This window comes from uncultured Selenomonas sp., assembly GCA_905372355.1.
Lineage (GTDB): Bacteria > Bacillota > Negativicutes > Selenomonadales > Selenomonadaceae > Selenomonas.
The window spans coordinates 202,948-229,077 of the sequence record CAJPOT010000002.1 but is presented as its reverse complement, the minus strand read 5'-3'; the positions used below and the strand labels follow the sequence as shown (position 1 = coordinate 229,077).

Sequence of the window (26,130 nt, the reverse complement as noted above, 5' to 3'; positions counted from 1 at the left end):
GATAGATACAGCGCATCTGTGCAAATCTGGGCGACCTCATTTTATCAGCGCTTCCCTAGATGATTCACATTGAATGGAACACAATTTTGTCACACAGCCTTTTAGACAAGTTTCAGCCTTTATCGCTGATTATTTAAGCAAATGTAAGGAGGCTCTAGATTTTTCGTTGTATGATGGCATGAACAGCAAGATGTCGTTCTGCCGATATTTTGGGAGTTGGGAAAGGAGATTTTTTATGAAGCTGAAGAAGATTTTTGCTGTAGCCCTCGCCTTTTGTGCGATGTTCGCAGTGACAGCAGTGATGCCGCAGACAGCGGGCGCGGAGCCTTACACCTATACGAACAAGGAGGAAGGCTACAGTATCATGTGTCCGACGAAGCCGCTTGGCGTTCTGCCCGCAAGTGTGCTGAATGAGGATGAGAAGGGCAGCGTGCTCGTCTTTGCCAACGATGGCTACAAGATCAACAAGGCTTGGATCATCATCCCCGACGGCTTCGCCAAGGGGGATCTGCCTGATCTCACGAAGCTCTCACAGAAGGATGAGGCGCTTCTTCTGACACAGTTGAAGGAAAACAGCGCTTACGCTGTCGTCGATATCATACCGGTCACGGCAAAGACGAAGGGTGTCTTCGCCGTGACTGCGAAGACCATCATGGTTGATACGGACGGCGATGGAGAGCTCGACACCGAAGCGACGGCGGACACGCAGATGGCAGTCGTCTTCCTGCGCTCGGAAAAGGGGCGCGCCTTCAAGATCGAGCTGATCGACAACCCAGAAATCACGGCGAAAAATGTTTCGGAATTCCGTGCGGGCATCTCGACGCTCCAAGATTTGTAATTTGTGCGGAGGATATTGACTTTTTGACCTTTATGTAGTATGATAATGCACGGGATGAACGGCGCATAGCGCAGTTTGCCGCCCGTGCATTTTCATGTAAAGGAGATTTTTTCATGGCAAAAGTACAGCATGAATTTCAGGCAGAAACGAAGCAGCTTCTCGACTTGATGATTCATTCCATCTATACGAATCACGAGATCTTTTTGCGGGAGCTTATTTCCAACGCGTCGGATGCGCTCGACAAGCTGCATTTCGCTGCCTTGACGGACAGCGCATTGCGAGAGGGCGATGAGAGTGCGGAGATCTTCCTCGTGCCGGACGAGGCGTCGCATACGCTTTCCATTTCGGACAACGGCATCGGCATGACGGCGGAGGAAGTCGTCGAGAACGTCGGCACGATTGCGAAGTCGGGCACGAAGGCGTTCTTGGAGCAGCTGCAGCGCACGAAGGAAGAGAACGGAACACTCGACGAGAAGGAACTGATCGGCCAGTTTGGCGTGGGCTTCTACTCGGCCTTCATGGTCGCCGAGAAGGTCACGATCCTCACGCGCAAGGCGGGCGAAAAGCAGGGCATACGCTGGGAATCGACGGGCGACGGCACCTACAGCATCGAGGAGTGCGCGAAGGAGAAGCACGGCACGACGATCGTCATCACGCTCGCCAAGGAATACTACGGTGCGGAAACGGAGGAGAACTTCCTCGACAAGTACAAGCTCGAAGGTCTCGTCAAGAAATATTCGGACTATGTGCGCTACCCGATCAAGATGAGCTTCGAGATCGAGGAGACGCCGAAAGACGAGGATGGCAAGCCCATCGAAGGCGCGGAGAAGACGAAGCGCACGGAGGTGCGCACGCTCAATTCCATGACGCCGCTGTGGACGAAGAACAAGAGCGATATCAAGCCCGAGGAATACAACGAGTTCTTGAAGAATCAATTCCACGAGTGGGAAGACCCGATGGAGATCTTCCACACGAAGGCGGAAGGCGCGGTCGAGTACACGGCGCTACTCTTCATTCCGGCACATGCACCCTTCAACCTTTATCATACAGACTTCGAGCCTGGCGTGCAGCTCTACTCGCGCCACGTCTTCATCATGGACAAGTGCAAGGATCTCCTGCCCGACTACCTGCGCTTCATGAAGGGGCTAGTTGACTCCCCCGACCTCTCGCTCAACATCTCGCGCGAGCTTCTGCAGCAGAGCCGCGAGCTCAAGACCATAGGCAGGAATCTTGAAAAGAACATCCTGAAGACGTTGGAGCGCACGCTGAAGAACGAACGCGAGAAGTACGAAAAGTTCTGGGCGGAATTCGGCAAGTCGCTGAAGATCGGCATTTACAACAGCATCTACAGCGGCGAGAACACGGCTGACAAGCTCAAGGACTTGCTGCTCTTCCTTAGCTCGAAAGAAGGCAAGCTCGCAACGCTCAAGGAATATGTTTCGCGCATGCCCGAGAGCCAGAAGGAAATCTACTATGCGACGGGCACGGACAAGGCGACGATCGAGAAATTGCCGCAGATGGAACTGTTGCGCGAGAAGGGCATCGAAGTCCTCTACCTGACCGACCCCGTCGACGAGTTCACGATTGAGACGCTGCGCGAATACGAGGGCAAGAAGTTCCACTCGATCAGCCGCGGCGACCTCGACCTTGACGACGCCGAGTCGCAGGAGGCGAAGAAGGAGACGGAGGACATCCAGAAGAAGAACGACGATCTTCTGAAGGACGTCAAGGAAGCCTTGGGCGACCGCGTGGCAGAAGTTAAGCTGACCTCGCGTCTCAAGTCGAGCGCCGTTTGCCTCGTGGCGGACGCGATGGGGCCAAGTCTCTCGATGGAGCACACGTTCTCCGAGATGGACAACCCGATGTTCAAGGCGCGCCGCATCCTTGAGATCAACCCGCACCATGAGATCTTCACGCGCCTGCAGGCCTTGCACGAAGCGGGCAAGGACACGGAGGACTTCAAGGACTACTGCGACCTCCTCTACACGCAGGCTTTGATCATCGAAGGCATCTTGCCCGAAAATCCCGTGGACTTTGCGAATAAGCTTGCGAAGCTTATGGCGAAGTGAGGAAAAATGGTGTGATAAGTGACGGATGCGAGTGAAGCAGTCGCTTATATAAAAATGAAAATCCCCGAGAAGTCCAATTTTCTTGGGGATTTTTCTATGTGAAGAATCGAGTGAGCTGCACGTGCAACCGTTAGTTTTTTGGACATTGTATGCAGGTTGTTGCTGCAGCAATTCTTGGCGGAATGCGGCAAAATGTAGTATAATACAAATAAGGAAGTGAGGAAGATGTACCGCATCAAGCCGTGGGAAGACTTGACGATTCAAGATGATTACATGTTCAAACTCATCATGGGCGTCAAACGGATATGCCTGAACTTGCTGCAAGGAATTCTCCGTGTGGAAATCAAGGACATCCATTATCTGGAAACAGAAAAATCCATGGGCGCACGCTATCAAGGCAAGGGTGTTCGCATGGATGTCTATGTGCGCGACGATGCTAATACAGTATACAACATCGAAATGCAGGTTCGTATGCTTGAAGGGGAAAGTCTTTTCAAGCGTACGCGCTACTACCAGTCAATGATTGATGCCGATCTCTTGGCGGCAGGTGCGGACTATGACGACTTGAATAAAACCGTTATCATTTTTATCTGTCCTTTTGATCCTTTCAGCAAGGGGCGGCATATCTACACTTTTCGCAATCTATGCGTGGAGGATAAGAAGCTTGAGCTTTCTGATGGAGCAATAAAAATTTTCTTAAATGCTAAGGGTACGCTGAATGATGTGGATGAAGGAGTCAAAGCGTTTCTCGATTATGTGAACGGTATCGTATGCGACAATCCTCTTGTAAAGGAAATTGACGAGGAAATTCGGCGAATCAAGAAAGAGAACGAAGAGAGGGTGAGTTACGTGACTTTCGCGATGAAAATGATGGAGGAAAGGAAAGAGGGTTTCAGGGAAGGGGAACGTCAGGGTCTTGCCAAGGGCAAGGCTGAAGGAAAAGCCGAAGGAAAAGCCGAAGGAAAAGCCGAAGGGATGGCGCTTTCTATTCGCAGCATGATGGAGAAATTGAACTTTTCCATGGAAAAGGCGATGGATATTTTGCAGATTCCTGCGGCGGAACGTGCCAAATACGCAGCGCTCGTCAAAGGGTGAGTTGTCCTCCAGCTTGCAGTGATGAAGTCTTGTCAAAGCACGAAATTTCCATTATAATAAGGCAGAGCTAGCAAAAACGAAAATGAACGGCAGGTGACGCAGCGATAGCTCGTTGTCTGCCTTTTCTTGTCAGCCAAGGGAAGGATGGGACGTTCGGGTTGGAAGGAAAGCTGAAGTTATACGGGTTCAATAATCTGACGAAGTCTTTGAGCTTTAATATCTACGATATTTGCTACGCGAAATCGCAGCGTGAGCAGCAGGACTACATCAAATATATTGACTCGCAGTACAACTCAGAGCGATTGACGAAGATCCTCATGCGCGTGACAGAGATGATCGGCGCACATGTCTTGAGCATCTCGAAGCAGGATTACGATCCGCAGGGCGCGAGCGTGACCTTCCTCATTTCGGAAGAGGATGCAGCAGGGCACAAGAAGCCGCTGATGAATGACGAGATCGTCGCGCACCTCGACAAGAGTCATGTGACCGTGCATACATACCCCGAGTTCCATCCCGAGACGAGCATCGCGACGTTTCGCGTCGACATCGACGTGGCGACGTGCGGCGAGATCACGCCTTTGAAGACGCTCGACTACCTCATTGGCAAGTTCGATTCGGACATCATCACGATGGATTACCGCGTGCGCGGCTTCACGCGAGATGTGACGGGAAAGAAGCTCTTCATGGACGATAAGATGTCGTCGATTCAAGAGTATATCAAGTCGGAGACTTTGGCGACGTACGACGCCATGGACATCAATGTCTATCAGGCGAATATTTTCCACACGCGCATGCTCATCAAGGAAATCGAGCTGCAGAATTACCTCTTCAATACGGATATTTACGAGATACCGCCGAAGACGCGGCTCGCGATCAGCAACAGCCTGCGGCGCGAGATGATTGAGATCTACAGCGGCAGCAATGTATTCTGAGCGAGGCTTCGCGCTTTGCTCTTTGGGAGGAAAAAGAAGGATTGGAAGCATTCGACTACTATACGCAGGACAGGGCGCCTGTTCTTGAAGCTCTGGAGCGCTTCAAGAGCAGGCGCGTCGTGCCTTTTGACGTGCCGGGGCACAAGCGCGGACGCGGCAACGCGGAGCTTGTGGACTTTCTTGGCGAGAAGTGCCTTTCCGTCGACGTCAATTCGATGAAGATGCTCGACAACCTTTGCCATCCCGTATCGGTGATTCGCGAGGCGGAGGAGTTGGCGGCGCGGGCGTTCGGTGCGGCACACGCATTCTTCATGGTCGGCGGCACAACGAGTTCGGTGCAGACGATGATTCTGACGGCGGCGAAGCGCGGCGAGAAGATCATCCTGCCGCGCAATGTGCATCGAAGCGTCATCAACGCGATGATCCTCTCGGGCGCTGTTCCTGTCTATGTGAATCCACAGATGGATCGGCGGCTCGGCATCGCGCTCGGCATGAGGCTCGCCGATGTCGAGCGTGCGATCGAGGAGAATCCGGACGCGAGGGCGATCTTCGTCAACAATCCGACGTATTACGGGATATGCTCGAACATCCGCGCCATCGCCGATCTCGCTCATGCGCACGGCATGCTGCTCCTCGCCGATGAGGCGCACGGCACGCACTTCTACTTCCACGATCATTTGCCCGTTTCCGCCATGGCGGCGGGGGCGGACATGGCGTCGGTGAGCATGCACAAGTCGGGCGGCTCTCTGACGCAAAGCTCGCTCCTTTTGATCGGCGAGCGCGTGCACGAGGGCTATGTGCATCAGATCATCAATCTCACACAGACGACGAGTGCGTCGTACCTCCTTATGGTAAGCCTCGATATCTCGCGGCGCAACCTTGCGATTCGTGGGCGCGAGACGATCGATAAGGTCATCCGTCACGTCGAATATGCGCGTTCTGAGATCAACGCCATCGGCGATTACTATGCCTATGCGAAGGAACTTGCCGATGGCGACGCCGTCTTCGATTTCGATGTCACAAAACTTTCGATCTTCACGCGCTCTCTGGGACTTGCGGGCATCGAGGTCTATGATCTCTTGCGCGACGAGTACGACATTCAGACGGAGTTCGGCGACATGGCGAACCTCCTCGCCTACGTCTCGATCGGCGACCGCCCCAAGGACATTGAGCGTCTCGTATCCGCGCTCGCCGAAATTCGGCGCAACTATAAGAAGCCGCCGAAAAACATGCTGGAGGTCGAGTACATCAGCCCGAAGGTCGTCTGCGGCCCGCAGGAGGCGTTCTACGCTGAGAAGGAGGCGCTTCCCATCGCCGAGACGGCGGGACGCGTCGCGGGCGAATTTGTCATGTGCTATCCGCCGGGCATTCCGATCCTCGCACCGGGCGAGCTTGTGACGGCGGACATCCTCGATTATATCCGCTACGCGAAGAAGAAGGGCTGCTCGCTGACGGGGCCTGAGGATATGGAAATCCGACGGCTCAACGTGATGAAGGAGACTGAGGCATGAATCTTTGGTTTACGGAGAAGCACACAAAGGATGCGGGTTTTTCCATCAAGGTCGATCGGCAAATCTACTCGGGCAGGAGCGAATTCCAGCGCATCGATATCTTCGAATCGCCGGAATTCGGGCGCTTTCTGACGATTGACGGCTACATGATGCTGACGGAGAAGGATGAGTTCATCTACCATGAGATGATCGTGCATGTGCCGATGTGCGTCAATCCCGAGGCGAAGCGCATTCTCGTCATCGGCGGTGGCGACGGCGGCACGGTGCGCGAGCTTCTGCGCTACAAGAGCGTCGAGCGCATCGACCTCGTGGAGATCGACGAGATGGTCGTCGAGGCATGCCGCGAGCACTTGCCGCAGACAGCGGCGTGCCTTGCAGATCCGCGCATTCGTTTCTTTTTCGAGGACGGACTGCGTTTCATCCGTCAGCCCGAGGACGAATACGATTTGATCCTCGTGGATTCGACCGATCCTTTCGGGCCGGGCGAGGGGCTTTTTACGAAGGAGTTCTACGGTAACTGCTTCAAAGCTCTGCACGAGGACGGCATCATGGTCAATCAGCACGAAAGCCCGTTTTACAAGGACGACGCCTATGCCATGCAGCGTGCGCACAAGCGCATCGTCGAGTCGTTCCCCATCAGCCGCGTCTATCAGGCGCATATCCCGACGTATCCGTCGGGGCACTGGCTCTTCGGCTTCGCGTCGAAGAAGCGTGCGCCCATCGAGGGTGTTGATTGGCAGCGTTGGAAGCGGCTCGGCATCAAGACGCGCTACTACAATACGAAGCTGCATATCGGCGCTTTCGCCTTGCCGACCTATGTGGAGGAGATGCTGCGCGATGTTGAAAGATAATGTAGAAACTTTTCTTGGCTGCGAGACTTCATACGAAGAGTCGCGCATCGTGCTCTTCGGCGCACCTTTCGATTCGACGACGTCGTTTCGCCCGGGCACGCGCTTTGCGAGTCGCACGATGCGTGCCGAGTCGTATGGGCTGGAGACGTACAGCCCATATTTCGACCTTGATATGGAGGAGGCGCGCGTCTTTGACGGCGGCGACTTGGAGCTTTGCTTTGGTGATACGGCTCGCGCTTTAGGGCAGATCGAGGACTTTGCGCGGAACCTGCTCGCCGATGGCAAGAAGCCCTTCATGATCGGCGGCGAGCATCTCGTGACGCTTCCCGTCGTGCGTGCGCTCGCCGAATGCTACGAAGACCTCCATATCGTACATTTCGATGCACATACGGACTTGCGCGATGATTACTTGGGCGCGAAGCTCTCGCACGCAACGATCATGCGCCGCGCCTGGGACATCCTGGGTGACGGGCGCATTTATCAGTTTGGCATACGGAGCGGCGAGCGCGCGGAGTTCCTCTGGGCGAAGGAGCACACACATTTGCAGCGCTTTGATTTCACGGGGCTTGAATGGAGTCTTGCTGAACTCATGGGAAAGCCCGTGTACCTGACGCTCGATCTCGATGTGCTCGATCCGAGTGTTTTTCCCGGTACGGGCACGCCCGAGCCGGGCGGTGTGAGCTTCCTCGATCTTCTTCGTGCGCTCCGAAAGACGCTGCGGCTCGACCGCATCGTCGGCTGCGACATGGTCGAACTGTCGCCGCACTACGATGCGAGCGGCGCATCGACGGCGGTGGCCTTGAAGCTCCTCAGAGAGATGCTTCTCGCTTGGGAAGAACCGGCGATTCGCGGTGCAGAGATAGTTTGATGCGGGCGGCGAACGCCCTTGAGTTGACGACAGGAGGAAAATCATGGGAAAGGCTTTGATCATCGGCGCGGGCGGCGTCGCAAGCGTCGCCGTGCACAAGTGCTGCCAGAACAGCGACGCCTTTGAGGAAATCTGCATTGCGAGCCGCACGAAGGCGAAGTGCGACGCATTGAAGGAAAAGCTCGCGGGCGGCAAGACGAAAATCACGACGGCGCAGGTGGATGCGGACAAGACGGACGAGCTCATCTCCCTGATCGAGCGAGAGAAGCCTGATGTCGTCTTGAATCTCGCATTGCCGTACCAAGATCTGACGATCATGGACGCATGCCTTGCGACGAAGACGCACTACGTCGATACGGCGAACTACGAGCCAGAGGACACGGCGAAGTTTGAATACAAATGGCAGTGGGAGTACAATGACCGCTTCAAGGAAGCCGGCATCACGGCGCTGCTCGGCTCGGGATTCGACCCGGGCGTCACGGGCGTCTTTTCCGCTTACGCCTTGAAGCATCACTTCGACGAGATCAACTACATCGACATTCTTGACTGCAACGCGGGCGATCACGGCTATCCGTTTGCGACGAACTTCAACCCCGAGATCAACATCCGCGAGGTTTCGGCGAAGGGAAGCTATTGGGAAAACGGCAAGTGGGTCGAGACGGAGCCGATGGAGATCAAGCGCGTCTACAACTTCCCCGAGGTCGGCGAGAAGGATATGTACCTCTTGCATCACGAGGAGCTGGAGTCGCTCGCGATCAATATCCCCGGCATTCGCCGCATCCGCTTCTTCATGACGTTCGGCGAGAGCTACCTGCGCCACCTCAAGTGCCTGGAAAATGTCGGCATGACTTCGATCGAGCCGATTGAGTTCGAGGGCAAGAAGATCATTCCGCTGCAGTTCCTCAAGGCAGTTCTGCCCGATCCCGCGAGCCTTGGCCCGAGGACGAAGGGCAAGACGAACATTGGCTGCATCTTCCGCGGCAAGAAAGACGGCAAGGAAAAGACGTACTATCTCTACAATGTCTGCGATCACGAAGCGTGCTACAAGGAAGTCGGCTCGCAGGCGGTTTCCTACACGACGGGCGTGCCTGCGATGATCGGCGCGATGCTCGTGATGAACGGCACATGGAAGGGCGCGGGCGTCTATAACATCGAGCAGTTCGATCCCGATCCGTTCATGGATGCGCTGAATCTCTGGGGTTTGCCGTGGCAGGAGAGCTTCACGCCGGAGCTTGTCGATTGATGGGCGAGACTTTCGGGAAATTCGAGAAGTACGCAGAAATTTTCCATGCCGTGCCGACGCCCTCCTACGTCGTCATGGAGGAGCTTCTGCGCAGGAATCTCGCCGTCCTGCGCGACTTGCAGCAGGAGACGGGCGCATATGTACTTCTGGCACAGAAGGCGTTTTCGATGTTCCGCTTCTATCCGCTCATCGCCGAATACCTTGCAGGAGCGGCGGCGAGCGGTCTCTTTGAGGCGCGTCTTGCATACGAAGAAATGCCGGGCAAGGAGAACCACGTCTTTTCGCCGGCGTTCAAAGCTGAGGACATGGCGGAGATCGTCAAGATCGCCGACCACATCGTATTCAACTCCTTCGCCCAGTGGGAAAAGTACGGTGAGTTTGCCTTGAAGCACGGCTGCGCGTGCGGCCTTCGCATCAATCCCGAGCATTCGACGCAGGAGCACGCGATCTATGACCCATGCTCGGCAGGCTCGCGTCTCGGCGTCAAGTGCGGCGATTTTCGCCCCGACAAGATGGAAGGGCTGACGGGGCTGCACTTTCATACGCTTTGCGAGCAGGGGGCGGAGCCGCTGGCGGAGACGCTCGAAGCCGTCGAGGAGAAGTTCGGCGCATGGCTGCCGCAGATGGAGTGGATCAACTTTGGCGGCGGACACCATATCACGCGCGAGGGCTACGACATCGACCTGCTGAAACGGTGCATTATGCGTATGCAAACGAAATACGGACTCAAGGTCTATATCGAGCCGGGCGAGGCGATCGCGCTCGATGCGGGATTCCTCGTCGCCGAGGTACTGGAAATCGTTGAAAACGATACGCCTGTCGCCATCCTCGACACGTCGGCGGCATGTCACATGCCCGATGTTATCGAGATGCCGTACCGCCCGCCCGTTCTGGGTGCGGGCGAGGCAGGGGAGAAGCCCTTCGCCTATACCTTTGCGGGGCCGACGTGCCTTGCAGGCGACACGATCGGCACATACTCGTTCGATGCGCCGCTTGCTGCCTCCCGTCGCATCGTCTTCGGCGACATGGCGATCTATACGATGGTGAAGAACAACACCTTCAACGGTATGCCGCTGCCCGCGATCGTCGCCGTCGATGAAACGGGCGCATGGCAGGTCGTGCACCGCTTCGGCTACGAGGATTTCAAGATGCGCCTGTCCTAGGAAGAAGCGCCGTCGTTCGCGATGGCGCTTCTTTGCGTCCTGTAGGAAAGACTTGACCTGCGGTGCATAGGTGGTATAATAAAGGGCGACGCCTTTGTTCAGGGCGGAGAAGATATGATTTTATTTTCAAAGGAAGTGGATGTTTATGCTGCGTCGTTTGGAAGAATTGCCCATTGGCTCTTTTCACTACAAGATGCTCCTCGTCACGGGTCTGGGATGGCTCTTTGATGCGATGGATACGGGTCTGATCGCCTTTGTCCTGCCGCTCTTGGTCAAGGATTGGGGGCTGAGTCCCGCGCAGGCGGGATGGATCGGCTCCGTGGGACTCATCGGCATGGCGCTCGGGGCGGTCGTGGCGGGCTCGCTTGCCGATCGCTGGGGGCGCAAGAAGGTCTTCACTGTGACGGTTCTGCTCTACAGTGTATCGACGGGGCTTTGCGCCCTGGCTTGGAGCTATGAATCGCTGCTCGTCTTCCGTTTCCTCGTCGGCTTCGGTCTCGGCGGCGAACTGCCTGTCGCCGTCACGCTCATGACCGAATATGCGCCGACGCGGCTGCGCGGACGCTTCATCGTCCTTCTTGAGAGCTTCTGGGGCGTCGGCTGGCTCGTCGCCGCCTGCATCTCGTATCTCTTCATTCCGACGTTCGGTTGGAAGCTCGCGTTCCTCCTCGGCGCTCTGCCTGCACTCTATGTGTTCCTCATCCGCCTGCACCTGCCCGAATCCGTTCGCTACCTGCTCGCGAAGGGGCGCGTCGAGGAGGCGAAGGAAATCGTCTGCCATCTGGAGGAAAAGCTCGGTCTTGCGAATCGTCCGTTTACGGCAGATGAACTATTGCCGCGGGAGAGCGGCAGAGAGACGGGATTTGCCGCGCTGTGGCAAAAGGGCTTCCGTCTGCGCACGGCGATGCTTTGGCTGACGTGGTTCGGCATCGTCTTCAGCTACTACGGCATCTTCATGTGGCTGCCGTCGCTCGTCTACGCGCAGGGTTTCGCCGTCGTCAAGACCTTCGAGTATGTGCTGATGATGACGCTTGCGCAGCTGCCCGGCTATCTTGCTGCCGCGTGGCTCGTCGAGGTCATCGGACGCAAGTATACATTGTCCGCATTTCTGCTCTTGTCGGGCGTTTGCAGCTACTTCTTCGGCGCTGCCGAATCGTCGTCGGCGCTTCTCGCCTGGGGCGCTGGCATGAGCTTCTTCAACCTCGGCGCATGGGGCGTCATCTACACCTACACGCCCGAGCAGTACCCGACGGCGATGCGCGCGCTCGGCAGCGGCTGGGCGGCGGGCTTTGGACGCATCGGCGGCATGATCGCGCCGATGCTCGTCGGCGTGCTGCTCGCCGGCTCCGTCGGCATTGGGACGATCTTCGCTCTGTTCGCGTCCGTATTCGTGCTGATCTCGATCGTCGTCATCGCCTGCGGCAAGGAAAGTAAGCAGAAGACGCTCGAAGATCTCTCCGATGTCCGCGAAGCGCACGGAGCGTAAGCGATGGGAGCACAGTATATCTTTGTCTTTCTTGGCGGCGGCCTCGGCGCTGTCTGCCGCTATTTGGCGACCTCGTTTTTCGCCGTGCGCTTCGGGGCGGCATTTCCTTACGGCACGCTCTTTGTCAACGTGTTGGGCAGTTTCCTTATGGGGCTTCTTATCGGCGTTTTGCCGTTTTTGCCGCGCGGCGCGCTTTTGCCTGAGAACCTGCGCTTTCTGCTCGCCGTCGGTTTCCTCGGCGGCTTCACGACGTTCTCGTCCTTCAGCATGGAGACGTTGACCTTGCTGCAGGGCGCGAATGCGCTTTCAGCGCTCTGGAATGTACTGGCGAACGTCGCCTTCGGTGTGGCGGCGGCATGGGCGGGACTCTTGCTCGTGCGCGCTGCACTGTAGGCGAGAAAAATAGAAACGGCTGCTGCAAATTTTTGCGGCAGCCGTTTCTTCTTGTCACGACAGACGTTGTATAGTATAGTTATGATTAGGGAACAATGGGGAGGGGATGTATATGGAAACGAGAGTGGATCGCTGGTACAGCGAGCGGCTGCAGAAAGAAATGACTGTCCGAACGTATGGGGCAGACGGCACGCCCGTGCTCGCCTTCCCGCCGCGAGAGATGCTTTCCGATGCCTATGAAGCGGCGGGCGTGACAGAAACGCTCGCACGCTGGCTCGACGGGCGCATGATCCGGCTCGTGACGGTCGATACGATTGACTCCGAGAGCTGGTTCAGTGCGGATGATCGTGAGTGGCGTGCCAATCGGCAGGAGGCTTATTATGAATATGTTGCCGAAGAAGTCGTGCCCTTTGTGCGCTCGCTGAGTGATTGGACGCGTCTTCCCGTCTCCGTCGGTTGCGGCTTCGGCGGCGCTCACGCGGCGATCCTCTTCCTGCGTCGCCCCGATCTTTTTACGGGACTCATCTCGCTTGCCGGTTCCTACGATGCCAAGACATTTTTCGGTGGTTGGCTCAATGCACAGCTCTACGACAATTCACCGCTCGACTTCCTGCCCAATATGGCGAACGAACATCCCTATATCGAGCTTTACAACGAGAGGAAGATGGTCTTCTGCACGGGGCAAGGAGAGGGGCTTGACGAGCCGCGTCGCACGACGGATCTCCTGCGCTCCGTGCTGCACGAGAGGGGCATAAATGCATGGGTTGACTTCTGGGGGGCGGACGTCGACTATGGCTGGGAATGGTGGAAAAAGCAGCTCATGTACTTCCTGCCCTACGTGCTCGGCAGGTGAAGGAAGACTTTGTTCGTAGGGAAGAGAGAAACAGCGGCAATGCGCCGCATTTTCTGAAAGAAAGAGAAGTGAAGAAATGGCGGACATCATAGCGGAAAATTTGCACGGCGTCATCGGCGACATCCTCGCCGACTACAAGACGGATCGCATCATCGACAAGATGGACGTGTTCTGTCGTCCCGACAAGAAGTCGGTCATCGACATCCTCGACAAGCTCGTGCGCATCGTCTTTCCCGGCTACTTCAAGGACGAGCACTACCGTGTCTACAGCGTCGAGAATAATATGACGATGGTCATGGAAGATGTGGCTTATCTGCTGAATAAGCAGATTGCCATCGCCTTGCCGTGCAAATGTGCGTCTATGCAGTCGGAAGAGGTCATTGCTGATCGTGCGCAGGAGATCACGCTCGCCTTCTTTCGTGCCATACCGAAGATTCGCTCCTACATCGAACTGGACGTTCATGCGACGTTCGAGGGCGATCCCGCAGCGTCGAGCGAGGCCGAGATCATCTACTCCTATCCGGGTCTTTACGCGATCTGCGTGCATCGCCTCGCGCATGAGCTTCATGTGCTCGGCGTGCCCGTGATCCCGCGCATCATGTCGGAGCACGCGCACAGCCGCACGGGCGTCGACATCCATCCGGGCGCGACGATCGGCAGGAGCTTCTTCATCGATCATGCGACGGGCGTCGTCATCGGCGAGACGACAGAGATCGGCGAGCATGTGAAGATATATCAGGGCGTGACCTTGGGGGCGCTCTCGACAAAGGGCGGCCGCTCCCTGAAGGACAAGAAGCGCCACCCGACGATCGAGGATCATGTGACGATCTATTCGGGCGCCTCGATCCTCGGCGGCAAGACCGTCATCGGCAGGGGGGCAATCATCGGCGGCAACGCCTTCATCACGAAGTCCGTCGCGCCGGGCACACAGATCAGCGTGAAGAATCAGGAACTGCGCTACGACAAGTCACGCGACGAATTGGAACAGGTCGATTTCGAGGGAGAAGCTCCGTGGTTTTATGTGATATGAGCGGCGAGAGGGCGGCATGTGCTGCGACCCTCTCGCATGAAGGCTTTATGGATATTTTTCATAAAAGGTGTTGACAAGGGACGCGCATAGTGCTACCATAATACATGAAGTTCATGAGAACATAAAAACTTCATATCGATTGGGTTAGGTGTCGCAAGACTTAATAGGGAATCCGGTCAATGCCGGAGCGGTCCCGCCACTGTAACAGCGAGCGAATCTGCATGATGTCACTGGGGAGTTTTCCTTGGGAAGGCGCAGAGGAGCGATGACCTGGAGCCAGGAGAACTGCCTAGCTGACAATCACCGTTTGACCTGCGAGTGATGGGGAAGGGGATTATTGCGCAACGCAATGAATCCCGGCTGAAGGCCGGGTTTTCTTTTGTAGTGCCTCCCCTCCGAAACCCCTTCCCCTTCGCGGGCAAAGGGGATCAATTTCGGCGGAGAGTTTTCCCTGCGGCTTGGGCTACAGGGGAAAGCATTGCTCATATATTATTTCCGATCCAGTTCTCTTTTGCTGCTCTGCAGCAGCTCCGTGTGTGGAGACACGGAGCTTCCTTTTTCAAAGACTGGCTTTACGTCTCTATGCCTTGACATCGAGCGCGAGGTCTGCCATAATTCTTCTAGGGAACATCCTTCGGGGGGCGTTTCCTGAAGCCTTATTTTTCAAGATTCAAAGGAGAGATATTGAATGAAGAAGAATTTCAAGAAAATGCTAGCCATGTCGCTCGCGTGCGGCGCTGTTTTCGCTTTGAGCGCACCCTCCGCCGACGCTTCCTACATGCTGAATCCCGAAGTCAAGGATGCGACGCCGGCTCTCCTTGAGGCGTCGGAAATCGGCGTCTTGAAGTATGAAAACCCCAAGATGCAGAATCTCCCGAACAAGGACGCCATCCTCGTCATGAGCTTTGGCACGACCTTCAAGGATTCGCGCGAAAAGACGATCGAGGCGACGGTCAAGGCGATTCAGGCGGCTCATCCGAACGTGAAGGTTGAGCTGGCATTTACTTCGCATATCATCGTAGACCGCATCAAGGCGAAGGAAGGTCTCGATATTCCGACACCGGAGGCGGCGCTGCAGCAGCTCAAGAAGGACGGCTATACGCGCATTGCGCTGTGCTCGCTCGATGTCATTCCGGGCATGGAATATGCCTATGACAAGGCGATCTTCAATGAGTACAAGGGCAACTTCAAGAAGATGACGCTCGGCACGTCGCTCATCTACTGGCAGGGGCAGGAAAAGCAGCGCGATGACGTCGAATCTGCTCTGAAGGCGCTTTCGACGCAGTTCCCCGAGGTTGCTGACGATGAAGCCGTCCTCGTCATGGCGCATGGCACGCCGCATCCGGCAAACGCTTATTATGCCGTAATTCAGGATGGCATCAACAAGATGCAGCTCAAGAATACGTTCATCTATACGGTCGAGGGCTGGCCGAGCCTTGAGGACATTATCCCCGAGCTTAAGGCGAAGGGCATCAAGTCCGTCACGCTCATGCCGATGATGATGGTCGCCGGCGATCATGCGAACAACGACATGGCGGGCGATGACCCGGATTCGCACAAATCCGTTCTCATGAAGGCTGGCTTCAAGGTCAACACCTACATTCATGGTCTTGGTGAGAACAAGGCGATTCGCAGTCTCTTTGTCGAACGTGCGAATGAGTCGTGGGATATGCTCGAAGCCAAGTAAGAAGCCTAACACATCTCCTTTCAATAAAAGAACGCCGCTCGGCTTGCCGAGCGGCGTTCTTGCGTCAATTGTGGAAACGGGAAATTATCGGTCTTGCGCGGCCGAGATTTGCGGTTTCCCTTAAATGTGGAAGAAATTCATCATCCGCATCGCGAGCTTCTTTGGTTCGGCGTCCTTGTTGCGCAGCAGGTAGGCGAGGGAGCCGGCAAAGAAGAAGGCAGAGATGGGGACAAAGCGCCGTCCCTTTCTGAAGTTCGCCCAGACGAGGAGCTTCTGGAAAAGCGTCTCAATGTCCGTGCGTGTACCGTCGTATCTTTTCATGATGCGCCGCAGCCGCCAGTCCGATGTGCAATAGGCATAGATCGTGTCGATGAGCGCAGGATCGTTAGGCCGGTCGATGTACTCGTTGATGAGCGAGTTGACGAGCGTTGAACGCTTGAGTGAGCGGTGCATCTGCAGAATGAAGAGGGCGGTGAGGAGGCCGAGGGCTATGAGGAGAAGTGTGTTCAGCATATAGATTCCTCCAATCTTCCTTACTATACCATAAACCGTACCCGACATAAAGTCTGACCGACTTTATATTCTCTCGAAAATAATTGATCAAAAGGTCAAAAAATATTTGACTTTTTGACTTTTAGCGTTATAATAAGAAATAACGAGGCGAGGTGAAAGACGCCTTGTACTTTCTTAGGAAATCATCATTGATATATAGGAGGAAGAAATTATGGGTGAAGAAAGATATACGGAGAAAGCTTTAGCGGCGATGCAGACGGCGCAGCAGGCGGCGGCCATGCGCTATCAGCAGGAAATCACGTCGGCGCATCTGCTCTATGCGCTCGTGCAGGAGCCGGAGGGACTGCTTGCAACGATCTTCGAGGACTGCGGCACGGATCAGGCGATGCTGCGCGCGCGGCTGGAACAGGAGCTTAGCAAACTGCCAAGCGTCAAGGGGCAGGATCGTCTGACGATGGGCATGGACATGGTGCGCGTCATTGGCAGAGCGCAGGAATATGCAAAGAGCATGAAGGACGACTACATCAGTACGGAACATCTGCTGCTCGGCGTTGCCGCTGACGGCAGCAATGAGGTGCAGGAGATCTGCCGCCAGTTCGGGCTTACGAAGAGCAGCGTCATGAATGCCGTCAAGAAGAACCGCAAGCAGAACGTCACGAGCGGCAATCCTGAGGAGGGCTACAAGTCGCTCGAAAAGTACGGGCGCGATCTCACGGATGCGGCGAAGAAGGGCAAGATCGATCCCGTGATCGGCCGCGATGAGGAGATTCGCCGTACGATTGAGATCCTGACGCGCCGCACGAAGAACAATCCTGTGCTCATTGGCGAGCCGGGCGTCGGCAAGACAGCAATCGTTGAGGGGCTTGCGCGTCGCATCGTGGCGGGTGACGTGCCTGAATCGCTGAAGAACAAGACACTCTACTCGCTCGACATGGGTTCTCTCGTTGCGGGCGCAAAGTTCCGTGGCGAATTCGAGGAGCGCTTGAAGGCCGTCTTGAACGAGATCGCGAAGTCGGACGGTCAGATCCTGCTCTTCATCGACGAGGTGCATACGGTCGTCGGCGCGGGCGCAGCCGAGGGTGCGATGGACGCGGGCAATTTGTTGAAGCCGATGCTCGCGCGCGGCGAACTGCGCTGCATCGGCGCGACGACCTTGAGCGAGTACCGCAAGTACATCGAGAAGGATGCGGCTCTTGAGCGCCGCTTCCAGCCGGTCATGGTCAGTGAGCCGACGGTCGAGGACACGATTTCGATCCTGCGCGGCATCAAGGAGCGCTACGAAGTGCATCACGGCGTGCGCATCCGCGACAACGCGCTCCTGGCGGCGGCGACGCTCTCCGACCGTTACATTTCGGACAGGTTCCTGCCCGACAAGGCGATCGACCTCGTTGACGAGGCAGCGGCAAAGCTGCGTACGGAAATCGAGTCGATGCCGCAGCCGCTGGATGAGGCGCGGCGCAAGATCATGCAGCTTGAGATCGCTGAGCAGGCGCTGAAGAAGGAGACGGACGACGCCTCGAAGGAGAAGCTCGCGCATGTGACCGAAGAGAAGGAGGAACTGCAGAAGAAGGAAAAGGAACTCAAGGACAAGTGGGAGGCGGAGAAGCAGGCGATCCTGCGCGTGCGTGCCGTCAAGAAGGAGATCGACCAGGTCAAAAACGAGATGGAACTTGCCGAGCGCGACTACGACTTGAGCCGCCTGTCCGAGCTTCGCTACGGCAAGCTGCCGACCTTGGAGAAGCAGCTTAAGGAAGAGGAGGATGCCTTGGCGAAGAAGGCGGAGGACGATCATCTGCTCAAGGAGGAGGTCAGCGAGGAGGACATCGCCGAAGTCGTGAGTCGCTGGACGGGCATCCCCGTCTCGAAGATGCTCACGGGCGAGCGCGAAAAACTCTTGCGCCTCGAAGATGTATTGCATGAGCGCGTCGTTGGACAGGACGAGGCTGTGCGCGTCGTCAGCGAGGCAATCTTGCGGGCGCGTGCGGGCATCAAAGATCCGAACCGCCCGATCGGCTCGTTCATTTTCCTCGGCCCGACGGGTGTCGGCAAGACGGAACTGGCGAAGACTTTGGCGGAGGCGCTTTTCGACGATGAGCGCAGCATGATCCGCATCGACATGTCGGAGTACATGGAGAAGCATTCCGTGGCGAGGCTCATCGGAGCGCCTCCGGGCTACGTCGGCTACGAGGAGGGCGGACAGCTCACAGAAGCCGTGCGCCGTCGTCCCTACAGCGTCATCTTGCTCGACGAGATCGAGAAGGCGCATCGCGACGTGTTCAACGTGCTCCTTCAGATTCTGGACGATGGCCGCCTGACGGATGGCAAGGGGCGCGTCGTGAACTTCAAGAACACCGTCATCATCATGACGAGCAACCTTGGATCGCACGAGATTCTTAACAAGGACTTCGAGGAAGCGCAGACGGCAGTCAAGGAGCTTTTGAAAGAGTATTTCCGTCCTGAGTTTTTGAACCGTGTCGATGATATCGTCGTGTTCAAGGGTCTCGCGCGTGAGCAGGTCAAGGCGATCGCCAAGCTCCTGCTGGAGAGCCTTTCTAAGCGTCTCCAGCACCAGGTGGGCATCACGCTCTCGTGGACGGAGGACGCCTTGGAGTTGCTGGCGAATCAGGGATTCGAGCCGAACTTCGGCGCGCGTCCGCTGCGCCGCTTGATTTCGCACAAGGTGGAAACGGCACTGTCGAAGGAGATCATCAAGGGCGAAGCGAAGGAAGGAGATGTCGTCGAGATCGGCGCAGAAGGCGGCGAGTTCACGTTCAAGACGCTTTGAGGAAAAAAGCAAAAAAGATGGGAGGCGGATGCCTCCCATCTTTTTGCTTTTTATGAAGGAAAATGGATCTTAGATAAGAAAAAAATAAAATTTGAAAAAAGTATGGCGGTTAGTCCTATGTGATGTTATAATAGGACAAACAAACTAGTGAGGTGCGAAGAAGGGATGAATTTATCGTGAAGCTGAAAAAGTATCCAGTAAGTCAGTTGCAGGAAGGAATGGTTATTGGCAGAGGTATTTATGAAGAGGATATGACGGTCATTTTGTCGGAGGGGACGGTTCTTGATCGTCAGATGATTTCTTTGCTGGAAAGCCGCGACGTATACTTCGTTCATGTACGTGACGATATCGCGCCTGTGCCCCTTGGGCATCAGGTTGACAATGTGAAAACCGCTCTGGCGGATGTGGCGGCGGCCTTGGGCGGCTCGCAGGCAAAGTCCGAGAGAGTTCCCTTGCCCACGCTGAACGTCATGCCTGAAGCGTCTTCTCCTGACAAGGACGCCGCCTTGACGGAATTCATGCGAGAGGTGGCGGACACCGTTGCCGTGAAACCTGTGATTCGTCGGAGGGCTGTCCGTTCTGTCGTGCAGACGGGGATTGCCCCCCAAAAGGACGCCTCTCTTGAGGCCGCTTATGTGAGCCAGTACAAGGATCTTTGGCTCAATCTCTCGATGCTTTACGAAACGACGCGCACGAGCGGGCACATCGACAAGGCGGCGGTGGAGATCCTCGCGCAGCAGGTTCTGCCGCTTTGCTCAAGCGCCAAGGCGATGACGCACATTTACAATGTGAGGATGAAGGGCGACTACGCGCTTCATCACAGCGTGCGCGTCGCCATTCTCGCAGGCCTCATGGGGCAATGGCTAAAGATGATGCAGCGTGATCGGCTGCGTCTCGTCATGGCGGCTCTCCTTCTTGATATTGGCTCCACACGCATAGCACCGGGGTTTCTTAAAAAGGTGGGCAGCTATACGAAGGAGGACCGTATGCTCATGCAGAAGCACACGCGCCTCGGTCATGCGCTCGTCATGAACTCGGCATTCGCTTCAGATGCGCAGATTGCGGGAGCGGTGCTGCAGCATCATGAGCGAAATGACGGCTCGGGCTATCCGGATGCCGTAAAGAAGGAGCAGATCTGTGACTTTGCACGCATCCTTGCCGTTCTCGACAGTTACGATGCGATGACTTCGAGACGCTCCTACGCCAAGAGGCGTTCGCCCTTCGACGTCTTTTCGGCGTTGTCCGATGAATTTGTCGCAAACCATCTCGATGCGGCTTATGGCCTGCCGTTCATCCGCCACGTCTGCAATTCATTGAACGGCAACTGGGTCAAACTCACGAACGGCGAGACGGGAAAGATCGTCTACATCGATGAATCGCGGCTCGATGCATTGCCAATCGTGCAGACGATGGACGGCGCCTTTGTCGACCTCAATATGCTGAGCAGCATACGCATCGAGTCCATGCTCGCGAGCGAAGAGATGACACATTGATAAATTTTCTGCTCGCGTTGCTATCTTCCCGCGCGTTGCTATTTGCCGAAAACAGTAGCATTCAAGAAGGAATTATGATATAATTAAATGCGACGATTGTAGGAATTTTTGGGCGGAGAAAGAAAAGCAGTCGGATACCATCGGGCATGGACGTTTCGATGACGTACCCGGCTGTTTCGCCATGGAAGGGTGCAGGATGATGTTGAAGAAGTGTTCTATTGGCCGCCTGCGGGAAGGCATGATTCTTGGACGGGATGTATACAAGGACGATATGACGGTCCTTTTGGGCGAAGGAACGGTGCTCACGTCCAAGATGCTCGATTCCCTTGCCGATCACGACATCTTTTCCGTGTATATTCAGGCGGAGGACGAGGAGGAAGCGATCTCAGCGCCAAATCCGCCGTCGCTCGGGGAAGATGAGGAGCGAGGCGAGATTCCTGCCGAGGCAGATGAGAAGATGCCTGTGAAGGTTGCGCCGAAGAAGGAGCGACTTCAGGATGATTCCTATGTGCGGCAATATGACGAGGTTTTTGCCTTGCTGAAGAAGTTCTATGCTGCCACGAGGACGACCTCACGCATTGATGTGGAGACTGCTCGGTTGTTGACTCGGAAGTTTTTGCCGCTGTGTGAAAGTGCAAAGGCGATCGTGCAGATTTACAATATGGAGACGGAAGAGGATTATCGCCTCCACCATAGCATGCACATTGCCATTCTTGCGGGACTTATGGGGCAATTCCTCAAACTGCGTGCGTCGGAGAGGGATCGTCTCATTATGGCGGCTTTTCTCTTGGACATTGGTACGACGCGCATCGCGGCGGAATTCCTTGAGATCCAGGGCTATTACAGCGATGCGGAGCGCAGGCTCATGCAGAAGCATGTGCGCTTAGGGCAGGAACTTCTTGCCCGGTCTGCGCTCGGGACGGATGAGCAGATTGTCGGCGCTGTACTGCAGCATCATGAGAGAAACGATGGATCGGGCTACCCGTCAAGACTGAAGAAGGAACAGATCTGCGGCTTTGCCCGCATCCTTGCTATCGTGGATATCTTTGACGCGATGGCTTCTAACCGCGTTTATAAGAGAAAGCGATCGCCTTTTGATGTATTTAAAATTCTTGCTGATGACATCTTGAAAGGTCGCCTGGATACGGAGTATGGCGTTTCGTTCATCCGCCATATCGGACAAGCCTTGAATGGCTGTTGGGTCAGGCTCAGTGATGGAGGTGTGGGCAAGATTGTCTATATCGATGAATCGCGCCTCGATGCATTGCCGGTCGTTCAGACAATGGAAGGGGAGTTCCTTGATCTCAACACGAACGGCAATATTAAGATTGTGTCCTTGCTTACGAGTAATGAAGTACAGGGGGCATAAGATTTATTGTTGTTGCTTTGAAGATTTGCCGAGGAATTTTTGCATGAGAATAAATTCTTCCGCAATTTGCAGCGATCTGCAAGGGAGTGCAAGTGGATGTTGAAGAAGTATCCTGTTGACCAGTTGAAAACAGGTATGGTCATTGGGCGAACGGTATATGCTGAGGATATGTCCGTCCTCTTGGGCGAAGGGACGGTGCTCGATGAGCAGCGAATCGAATATCTCGAGCAGCGGGGGATAGTCTTCGTCCGCATTTTGCTGCCCGATGCAGATGAGTCTGCCGAAGTTGCCGAGTCGCCACAGGTGAAGAAAGAGCTGGACGCTGCCTCAAAGGTGTCGAGCGAGCAGACGCAAGCGGCGATGGCGGTGCTTGCGTCTGCAGAAGAAGCAAAGAAAAAGGCTTTGGCAGCGGTCGAGGAGCGGGCAGCTCAGAGGGCGGCAAAGGCGAAGAAGGAAGTGCAGGCTGAAGTCCCAGAAGAGGCGTATCACGAGAAGATGGCTCCTGTGCCTGAGGAAGAAGATCATCGGCCTACATCCAAGTCAGGTGTCGTGCTGCGCGAGACTTCAGTGCTTGAAGCAGCGTATCTTGAGCAGTATGAAGCGTGCTTCGAGGAGCTACAGGGATTTTTCAGTTCAGTACGTTCCAACGGCCGCATCAACACGGCGGAGGCGGAGGCGATCTCGCGCAATTTCGCGCCGCTTTCTTCGAGTGCGAAGGCGGTCACACATATTTACAATATGGAGACGATCGGCGAATACCAGCTGCATCATACGATGCGCGTCGCGGTTCTCGCCGGACTCATGGCGCAATGGCTCAAGATGTCGGCGCAGGAAAGGCAGCGACTGATCTTGGCGGCGTTTCTCATGGATATTGGCTATACCTCGTTCGCACCGAATTTTCTCAGGAAGATCGCACTTTATACGCCGGAAGAGCGCCGTCTTATGCAGAAGCATGCTCGCTTAGGTTATGACATTGTTTCTCGTTCCTCGTTGCAACTTGATAAGCAGGTCGTAGAGGCTGTATTGCAGCATCATGAACGAAATGACGGTTCGGGCTATCCGCAGAGAATGAAGAAGGACGGAATTTGCAAGTTTGCACGTATTCTCGCCATCTTAGACACCTACGACGCGATGGCATCGCGCCGCTATTATGCGAAACGACGTTCTCCGTTCGAGGTCTTTTCTGTTATTTCAGACGAGTGTATTGCGGGACGTCTGGATGCGGAGTACGGCATCGTCTTCATCCGCAACTTTTCCAGCACCCTTAACGGCAATTGGGTCAAGCTTTCCAATGGTGAGGTGGCGAAGATCGTCTATATCGACGGCTCGCGCATGAACGCCCTGCCGGTCGTGCAGACGTCTGAGGGACAGTTCATCGACCTCAATACGATGCCAAACATCAAGGTCGAATATCTTCTGTCCAGTTCCGAGGCGGGAAAAAAGGCGAAATCTGTAGAGAAAACAGCAGCAGGCGGCATGTAAAGATGATAATACGGCTCTATGGGGGAGCGTTCCCGAACGGAAGGATAGGTCCGTTCGGGAGCTTTTTTTTGTAGAAACATGGTGTACTAAGGGAATATATACTTGAAAATAATTATCTATTTTGCTATGATGGGAAAAATGTTTGGCAAAAGAAGGAAGGAGAGTTTTGTTTGGAGAAGAAGCGGAGGTTTAAGATCACCGACATCCTGCTCTTGCTCGCAAGCGGTGCGTTTCTTGTCGGTATGCGCACGTTCCTTGCGCCTTGCGCTCAGCAGGCGGACGGCAAGTGGATGGTGTGCCACTGGGCGGGTGAGGCGCTCACGGGTGTTGCCGCTGTGCTCTTCGTCATCTCTTTGCTGCACGCTTTGATTCCGCGCGCCCAAATCAAGATGGGGCTGGCTCTGACGATGATTCCTGCAGCGGTGTTGGCTTTCCTCCTGCCGGGAACAATGATCGATCTCTGCATGATGGAGACGATGCGCTGCCATACGGTGATGCATCCTGCGGCCAGGGCGATTTCCGTCGTGTTGATCTTGCTCGCCTGCCTGGATGTTTATTGCTATCGGAAGGGGGTTGACCGATGAGCTTCGCGCGCTTTCTTGCCGTGCGGAACTGCCGCAGGAATCCTTCGCGCACCGCCGCGCTGGGGCTGGTGGCGGCGCTGCTCGCTTTGGCGCTCTTCGGCGGTTCGCTCGTCGTCTTGAGTTTGCAGAACGGCCTGAATCGCTTTCAGGAGCGTCTGGGCGCAGACATTCTCGTTCTGCCCAAGGCGGCGCAGGCGGACGGCGGCCTGGAAGGCGTGCTCGTGCAGGGAAAGCCGCTTCAGTTCTACATGGAAGCCTCGCGCCTTGCAGAAATCGCGTCCTTGCCCGGCGTCGAACGCGCCGCACCGCAGTTCTTCCTGACGTCGGCAAATGCCGGCTGCTGCTCTGTAGCGGTGCAGCTGATCGGCTTCGATCCGGCGACGGACTTCACGATCCGGCCGTGGCTTTTGGAGAGCTATGCGGGAGACGTCGGCTATGGTGACATCCTCTGCGGCAGCGGCATCTCCGTGCCCGCAGACAGGCGGCTGAAGTTTTACAATGTGCCGTGCCGCGTCGTCGGTCGCCTGAGCCCGACGGGAACGGGCATGGATACGGCGGTCTACGCGAATATAGAGACGATCCGCGCCATGATGAAGAATGCGGCGGATTTGGATTTCGCATCGTTTCAGGGTGTCGATCCCGAGCAGGCGATTTCCGCCGTGCTCGTCAAGACCTCGCCCGACTTCAGCCCTGAGGCCGTGGCGCAGGCGATTTCCGCTGCCTATCCCGATCTCGCGGCGCGGCCCGCACACGGCATGGTTCGGAGCGTGGAGGCGGGACTGGGCGGCGTCACGGGGACGGTCGGCGTCCTGCTCTTCGTGGTCTGGCTTCTGTGCATCGGGCTTCTGGCGCTCGCCTTTCGACTGGTGTTCGCGGAGAGACGCGGGGAGTTCGCCGTGCTCCTCATCAGCGGCGCAAGGAGAGGCGTACTCGCGCGAATCGTCCTCGCCGAAGCCCTCATCGTGTCCTCTCTTGGCGCGGCGGGCGGTGTCCTTGCGGGCGCTTTCGTGCTGCTGCCTTTTACCGCACTCTTGAAGGACAGTTTTGCGCGGCCCTACCTTCTGCCCGACGCTTCGTGCATCGCTCTTTTGGCGGCAGGGGCTTTTTGCGCCGCTGTTCTTTCCGCCGCGCTCGCGGCGCTTTGGACGGTGCGGCGCATGGATGTGACGCTGCGGGAGGATATGTGATGGAACTTCGTGCAGAAAAAATCAGCCGGGATTTCCTGCGGCCGAGTGCGCCGCAGGGCTTCTTCATGGCGGTCGAGGAAACGGACTTCTCGCTGCGTGCGGGTGCCTTGATCGCCATCACGGGACGCTCGGGCAGCGGCAAGAGCACGCTTTTGAAAATGCTGGCAGGCCTCATGGAGCCGGGCACGGGACGCGTGCTCCTGGGTGATACGGACATCTACCGACTGGAAGAGGCGGAGCTTGCCCGGCTGCGCAATCGGCAGATCGGCCTCGCGCCGCAGACGCTCATGGCGCTTTCCAGCTTGACGGTGCAAGAGAACGTGCTGCTGCCGTGCTCGCTCTACGGTGAGGCGCAAGAGGCGAAGCCGCGTGCTGAGCAGCTCATGGAGCGCCTCGGCATCGCGCATCTCAGGTGCGCCGATCCGACGGAGCTTTCGGGCGGCGAGCTGCGCCGCCTGACGCTGGCTCGCGCCCTGGTGCGCGACAGCGCCGTCCTGCTGCTCGACGAGCCGACGGGCGATCTTGACGACGAGAATACGCGCCTCGTCCTCACGCTGCTGCGCGAAGAGGCGGCGCGCGGCAAGGCAGTCCTTCTCGTGACGCACGAACGTGAGGCGGCAGACTACGCTGACAGCCTCTATCGCATGGAGGCGGGAAGATTGGAATTGTTATCCTAAAATTTTATTTGTGTTGACGAT

The 26,130-nt window shown here is 56.1% G+C and carries 22 protein-coding genes and 1 riboswitch; of the genes, 21 read left to right on the top strand and 1 reads right to left on the bottom strand.

Translation table 11 applies throughout. The annotated features are described in order from the left end of the window. Window positions 1-235 precede the first annotated feature (235 nt). From QZ177_RS02115 to QZ177_RS02050, 14 genes are all read left to right on the top strand, one after another. Window positions 236-838, top strand: coding sequence for a hypothetical protein (locus QZ177_RS02115; protein WP_294175367.1), 603 nt, complete (start codon window positions 236-238; stop codon window positions 836-838). Between the two features lie 113 nt (window positions 839-951). Beyond that, window positions 952-2,907, top strand: a complete 1,956-nt coding sequence (gene htpG / locus QZ177_RS02110; RefSeq protein ID WP_294175366.1) for a molecular chaperone HtpG — start codon at window positions 952-954, stop codon at window positions 2,905-2,907. A 225-nt stretch (window positions 2,908-3,132) separates the two neighbouring features. Further along, a complete protein-coding gene (locus QZ177_RS02105) occupies window positions 3,133-4,002 on the top strand; it encodes an Rpn family recombination-promoting nuclease/putative transposase (protein ID WP_294175365.1) in 870 nt (289 codons plus the stop codon). Between the two features lie 158 nt (window positions 4,003-4,160). After that, a complete protein-coding gene (gene speD / locus QZ177_RS02100; RefSeq protein WP_265071451.1) occupies window positions 4,161-4,934 on the top strand; it encodes an adenosylmethionine decarboxylase in 774 nt (257 codons plus the stop codon). A gap of 41 nt (window positions 4,935-4,975) precedes the next feature. Next, window positions 4,976-6,445: an aminotransferase class I/II-fold pyridoxal phosphate-dependent enzyme gene (locus tag QZ177_RS02095; RefSeq protein ID WP_294175364.1), complete on the top strand. Its 1,470-nt coding sequence runs from the start codon at window positions 4,976-4,978 to the stop codon at window positions 6,443-6,445. Then, window positions 6,442-7,296: a polyamine aminopropyltransferase gene (speE, locus tag QZ177_RS02090; protein WP_294175363.1), complete on the top strand. Its 855-nt coding sequence runs from the start codon at window positions 6,442-6,444 to the stop codon at window positions 7,294-7,296. Before QZ177_RS02095 ends, speE begins: the two co-directional genes overlap by 4 nt. Next, on the top strand, window positions 7,283-8,164 hold the full coding sequence (gene speB, locus QZ177_RS02085; RefSeq protein WP_294175362.1) for an agmatinase: 882 nt from the start codon (window positions 7,283-7,285) through the stop codon (window positions 8,162-8,164). Before speE ends, speB begins: the two co-directional genes overlap by 14 nt. Window positions 8,165-8,207: 43 nt before the next feature. Next, window positions 8,208-9,407, top strand: a complete 1,200-nt coding sequence (locus tag QZ177_RS02080; RefSeq protein WP_294175361.1) for a saccharopine dehydrogenase family protein — start codon at window positions 8,208-8,210, stop codon at window positions 9,405-9,407. Beyond that, on the top strand, window positions 9,407-10,570 hold the full coding sequence (gene nspC / locus QZ177_RS02075; RefSeq protein ID WP_294175373.1) for a carboxynorspermidine decarboxylase: 1,164 nt from the start codon (window positions 9,407-9,409) through the stop codon (window positions 10,568-10,570). The genes QZ177_RS02080 and nspC overlap by 1 nt, the downstream gene beginning before the upstream one ends. A 139-nt stretch (window positions 10,571-10,709) precedes the next feature. Continuing rightward, window positions 10,710-12,056, top strand: coding sequence for an MFS transporter (locus tag QZ177_RS02070; protein ID WP_294175360.1), 1,347 nt, complete (start codon window positions 10,710-10,712; stop codon window positions 12,054-12,056). Window positions 12,057-12,059: 3 nt separating this feature from the next. Continuing rightward, complete coding sequence (gene crcB, locus QZ177_RS02065) at window positions 12,060-12,449, top strand: fluoride efflux transporter CrcB (RefSeq protein ID WP_009646107.1); 390 nt, start codon at window positions 12,060-12,062, stop codon at window positions 12,447-12,449. A gap of 112 nt (window positions 12,450-12,561) precedes the next feature. Continuing rightward, complete coding sequence (locus QZ177_RS02060; protein WP_009646074.1) at window positions 12,562-13,302, top strand: alpha/beta hydrolase-fold protein; 741 nt, start codon at window positions 12,562-12,564, stop codon at window positions 13,300-13,302. 76 nt (window positions 13,303-13,378) lie between these two features. Continuing rightward, a complete protein-coding gene (locus QZ177_RS02055) occupies window positions 13,379-14,332 on the top strand; it encodes a serine acetyltransferase (RefSeq protein ID WP_265071455.1) in 954 nt (317 codons plus the stop codon). Window positions 14,333-14,461: 129 nt separating this feature from the next. Next, window positions 14,462-14,640, top strand: a riboswitch (cobalamin riboswitch). A gap of 380 nt (window positions 14,641-15,020) precedes the next feature. After that, entirely contained in the window at window positions 15,021-16,019 is a 999-nt protein-coding gene (locus QZ177_RS02050; protein WP_009646039.1) for a sirohydrochlorin cobaltochelatase, read from the top strand. A gap of 120 nt (window positions 16,020-16,139) precedes the next feature. Here QZ177_RS02050 and QZ177_RS02045 read toward each other — a convergent pair whose 3' ends face one another. Continuing rightward, window positions 16,140-16,532, bottom strand: coding sequence for a hypothetical protein (locus QZ177_RS02045; RefSeq protein ID WP_294175359.1), 393 nt, complete (start codon window positions 16,530-16,532; stop codon window positions 16,140-16,142). A gap of 211 nt (window positions 16,533-16,743) precedes the next feature. Here QZ177_RS02045 and clpB point away from each other — a divergent pair, with 211 nt between their 5' ends. From clpB to QZ177_RS02010, 7 genes are all read left to right on the top strand, one after another. Then, entirely contained in the window at window positions 16,744-19,317 is a 2,574-nt protein-coding gene (gene clpB, locus QZ177_RS02040; RefSeq protein WP_009646055.1) for an ATP-dependent chaperone ClpB, read from the top strand. A gap of 176 nt (window positions 19,318-19,493) precedes the next feature. After that, window positions 19,494-20,810, top strand: a complete 1,317-nt coding sequence (locus QZ177_RS02035; RefSeq protein WP_294175358.1) for an HD domain-containing phosphohydrolase — start codon at window positions 19,494-19,496, stop codon at window positions 20,808-20,810. A gap of 196 nt (window positions 20,811-21,006) precedes the next feature. Beyond that, the gene (locus QZ177_RS02030) at window positions 21,007-22,179 is read left to right on the top strand and encodes an HD domain-containing phosphohydrolase (protein WP_294175357.1); all 1,173 of its coding nucleotides are present in this window, start codon (window positions 21,007-21,009) and stop codon (window positions 22,177-22,179) included. A gap of 96 nt (window positions 22,180-22,275) precedes the next feature. Then, entirely contained in the window at window positions 22,276-23,661 is a 1,386-nt protein-coding gene (locus QZ177_RS02025; protein ID WP_294175356.1) for an HD domain-containing phosphohydrolase, read from the top strand. Window positions 23,662-23,831: 170 nt separating this feature from the next. Beyond that, window positions 23,832-24,245, top strand: a complete 414-nt coding sequence (locus tag QZ177_RS02020; RefSeq protein WP_294175355.1) for a DUF4418 family protein — start codon at window positions 23,832-23,834, stop codon at window positions 24,243-24,245. After that, window positions 24,242-25,432 carry an ABC transporter permease gene (locus QZ177_RS02015; RefSeq protein ID WP_009646044.1) on the top strand — a complete coding sequence of 397 codons (1,191 nt, stop codon included), beginning with the start codon at window positions 24,242-24,244 and terminating at the stop codon, window positions 25,430-25,432. Before QZ177_RS02020 ends, QZ177_RS02015 begins: the two co-directional genes overlap by 4 nt. Then, window positions 25,432-26,109, top strand: a complete 678-nt coding sequence (locus QZ177_RS02010; RefSeq protein WP_294175354.1) for an ATP-binding cassette domain-containing protein — start codon at window positions 25,432-25,434, stop codon at window positions 26,107-26,109. The genes QZ177_RS02015 and QZ177_RS02010 overlap by 1 nt, the downstream gene beginning before the upstream one ends. Window positions 26,110-26,130 lie beyond the last annotated feature (21 nt).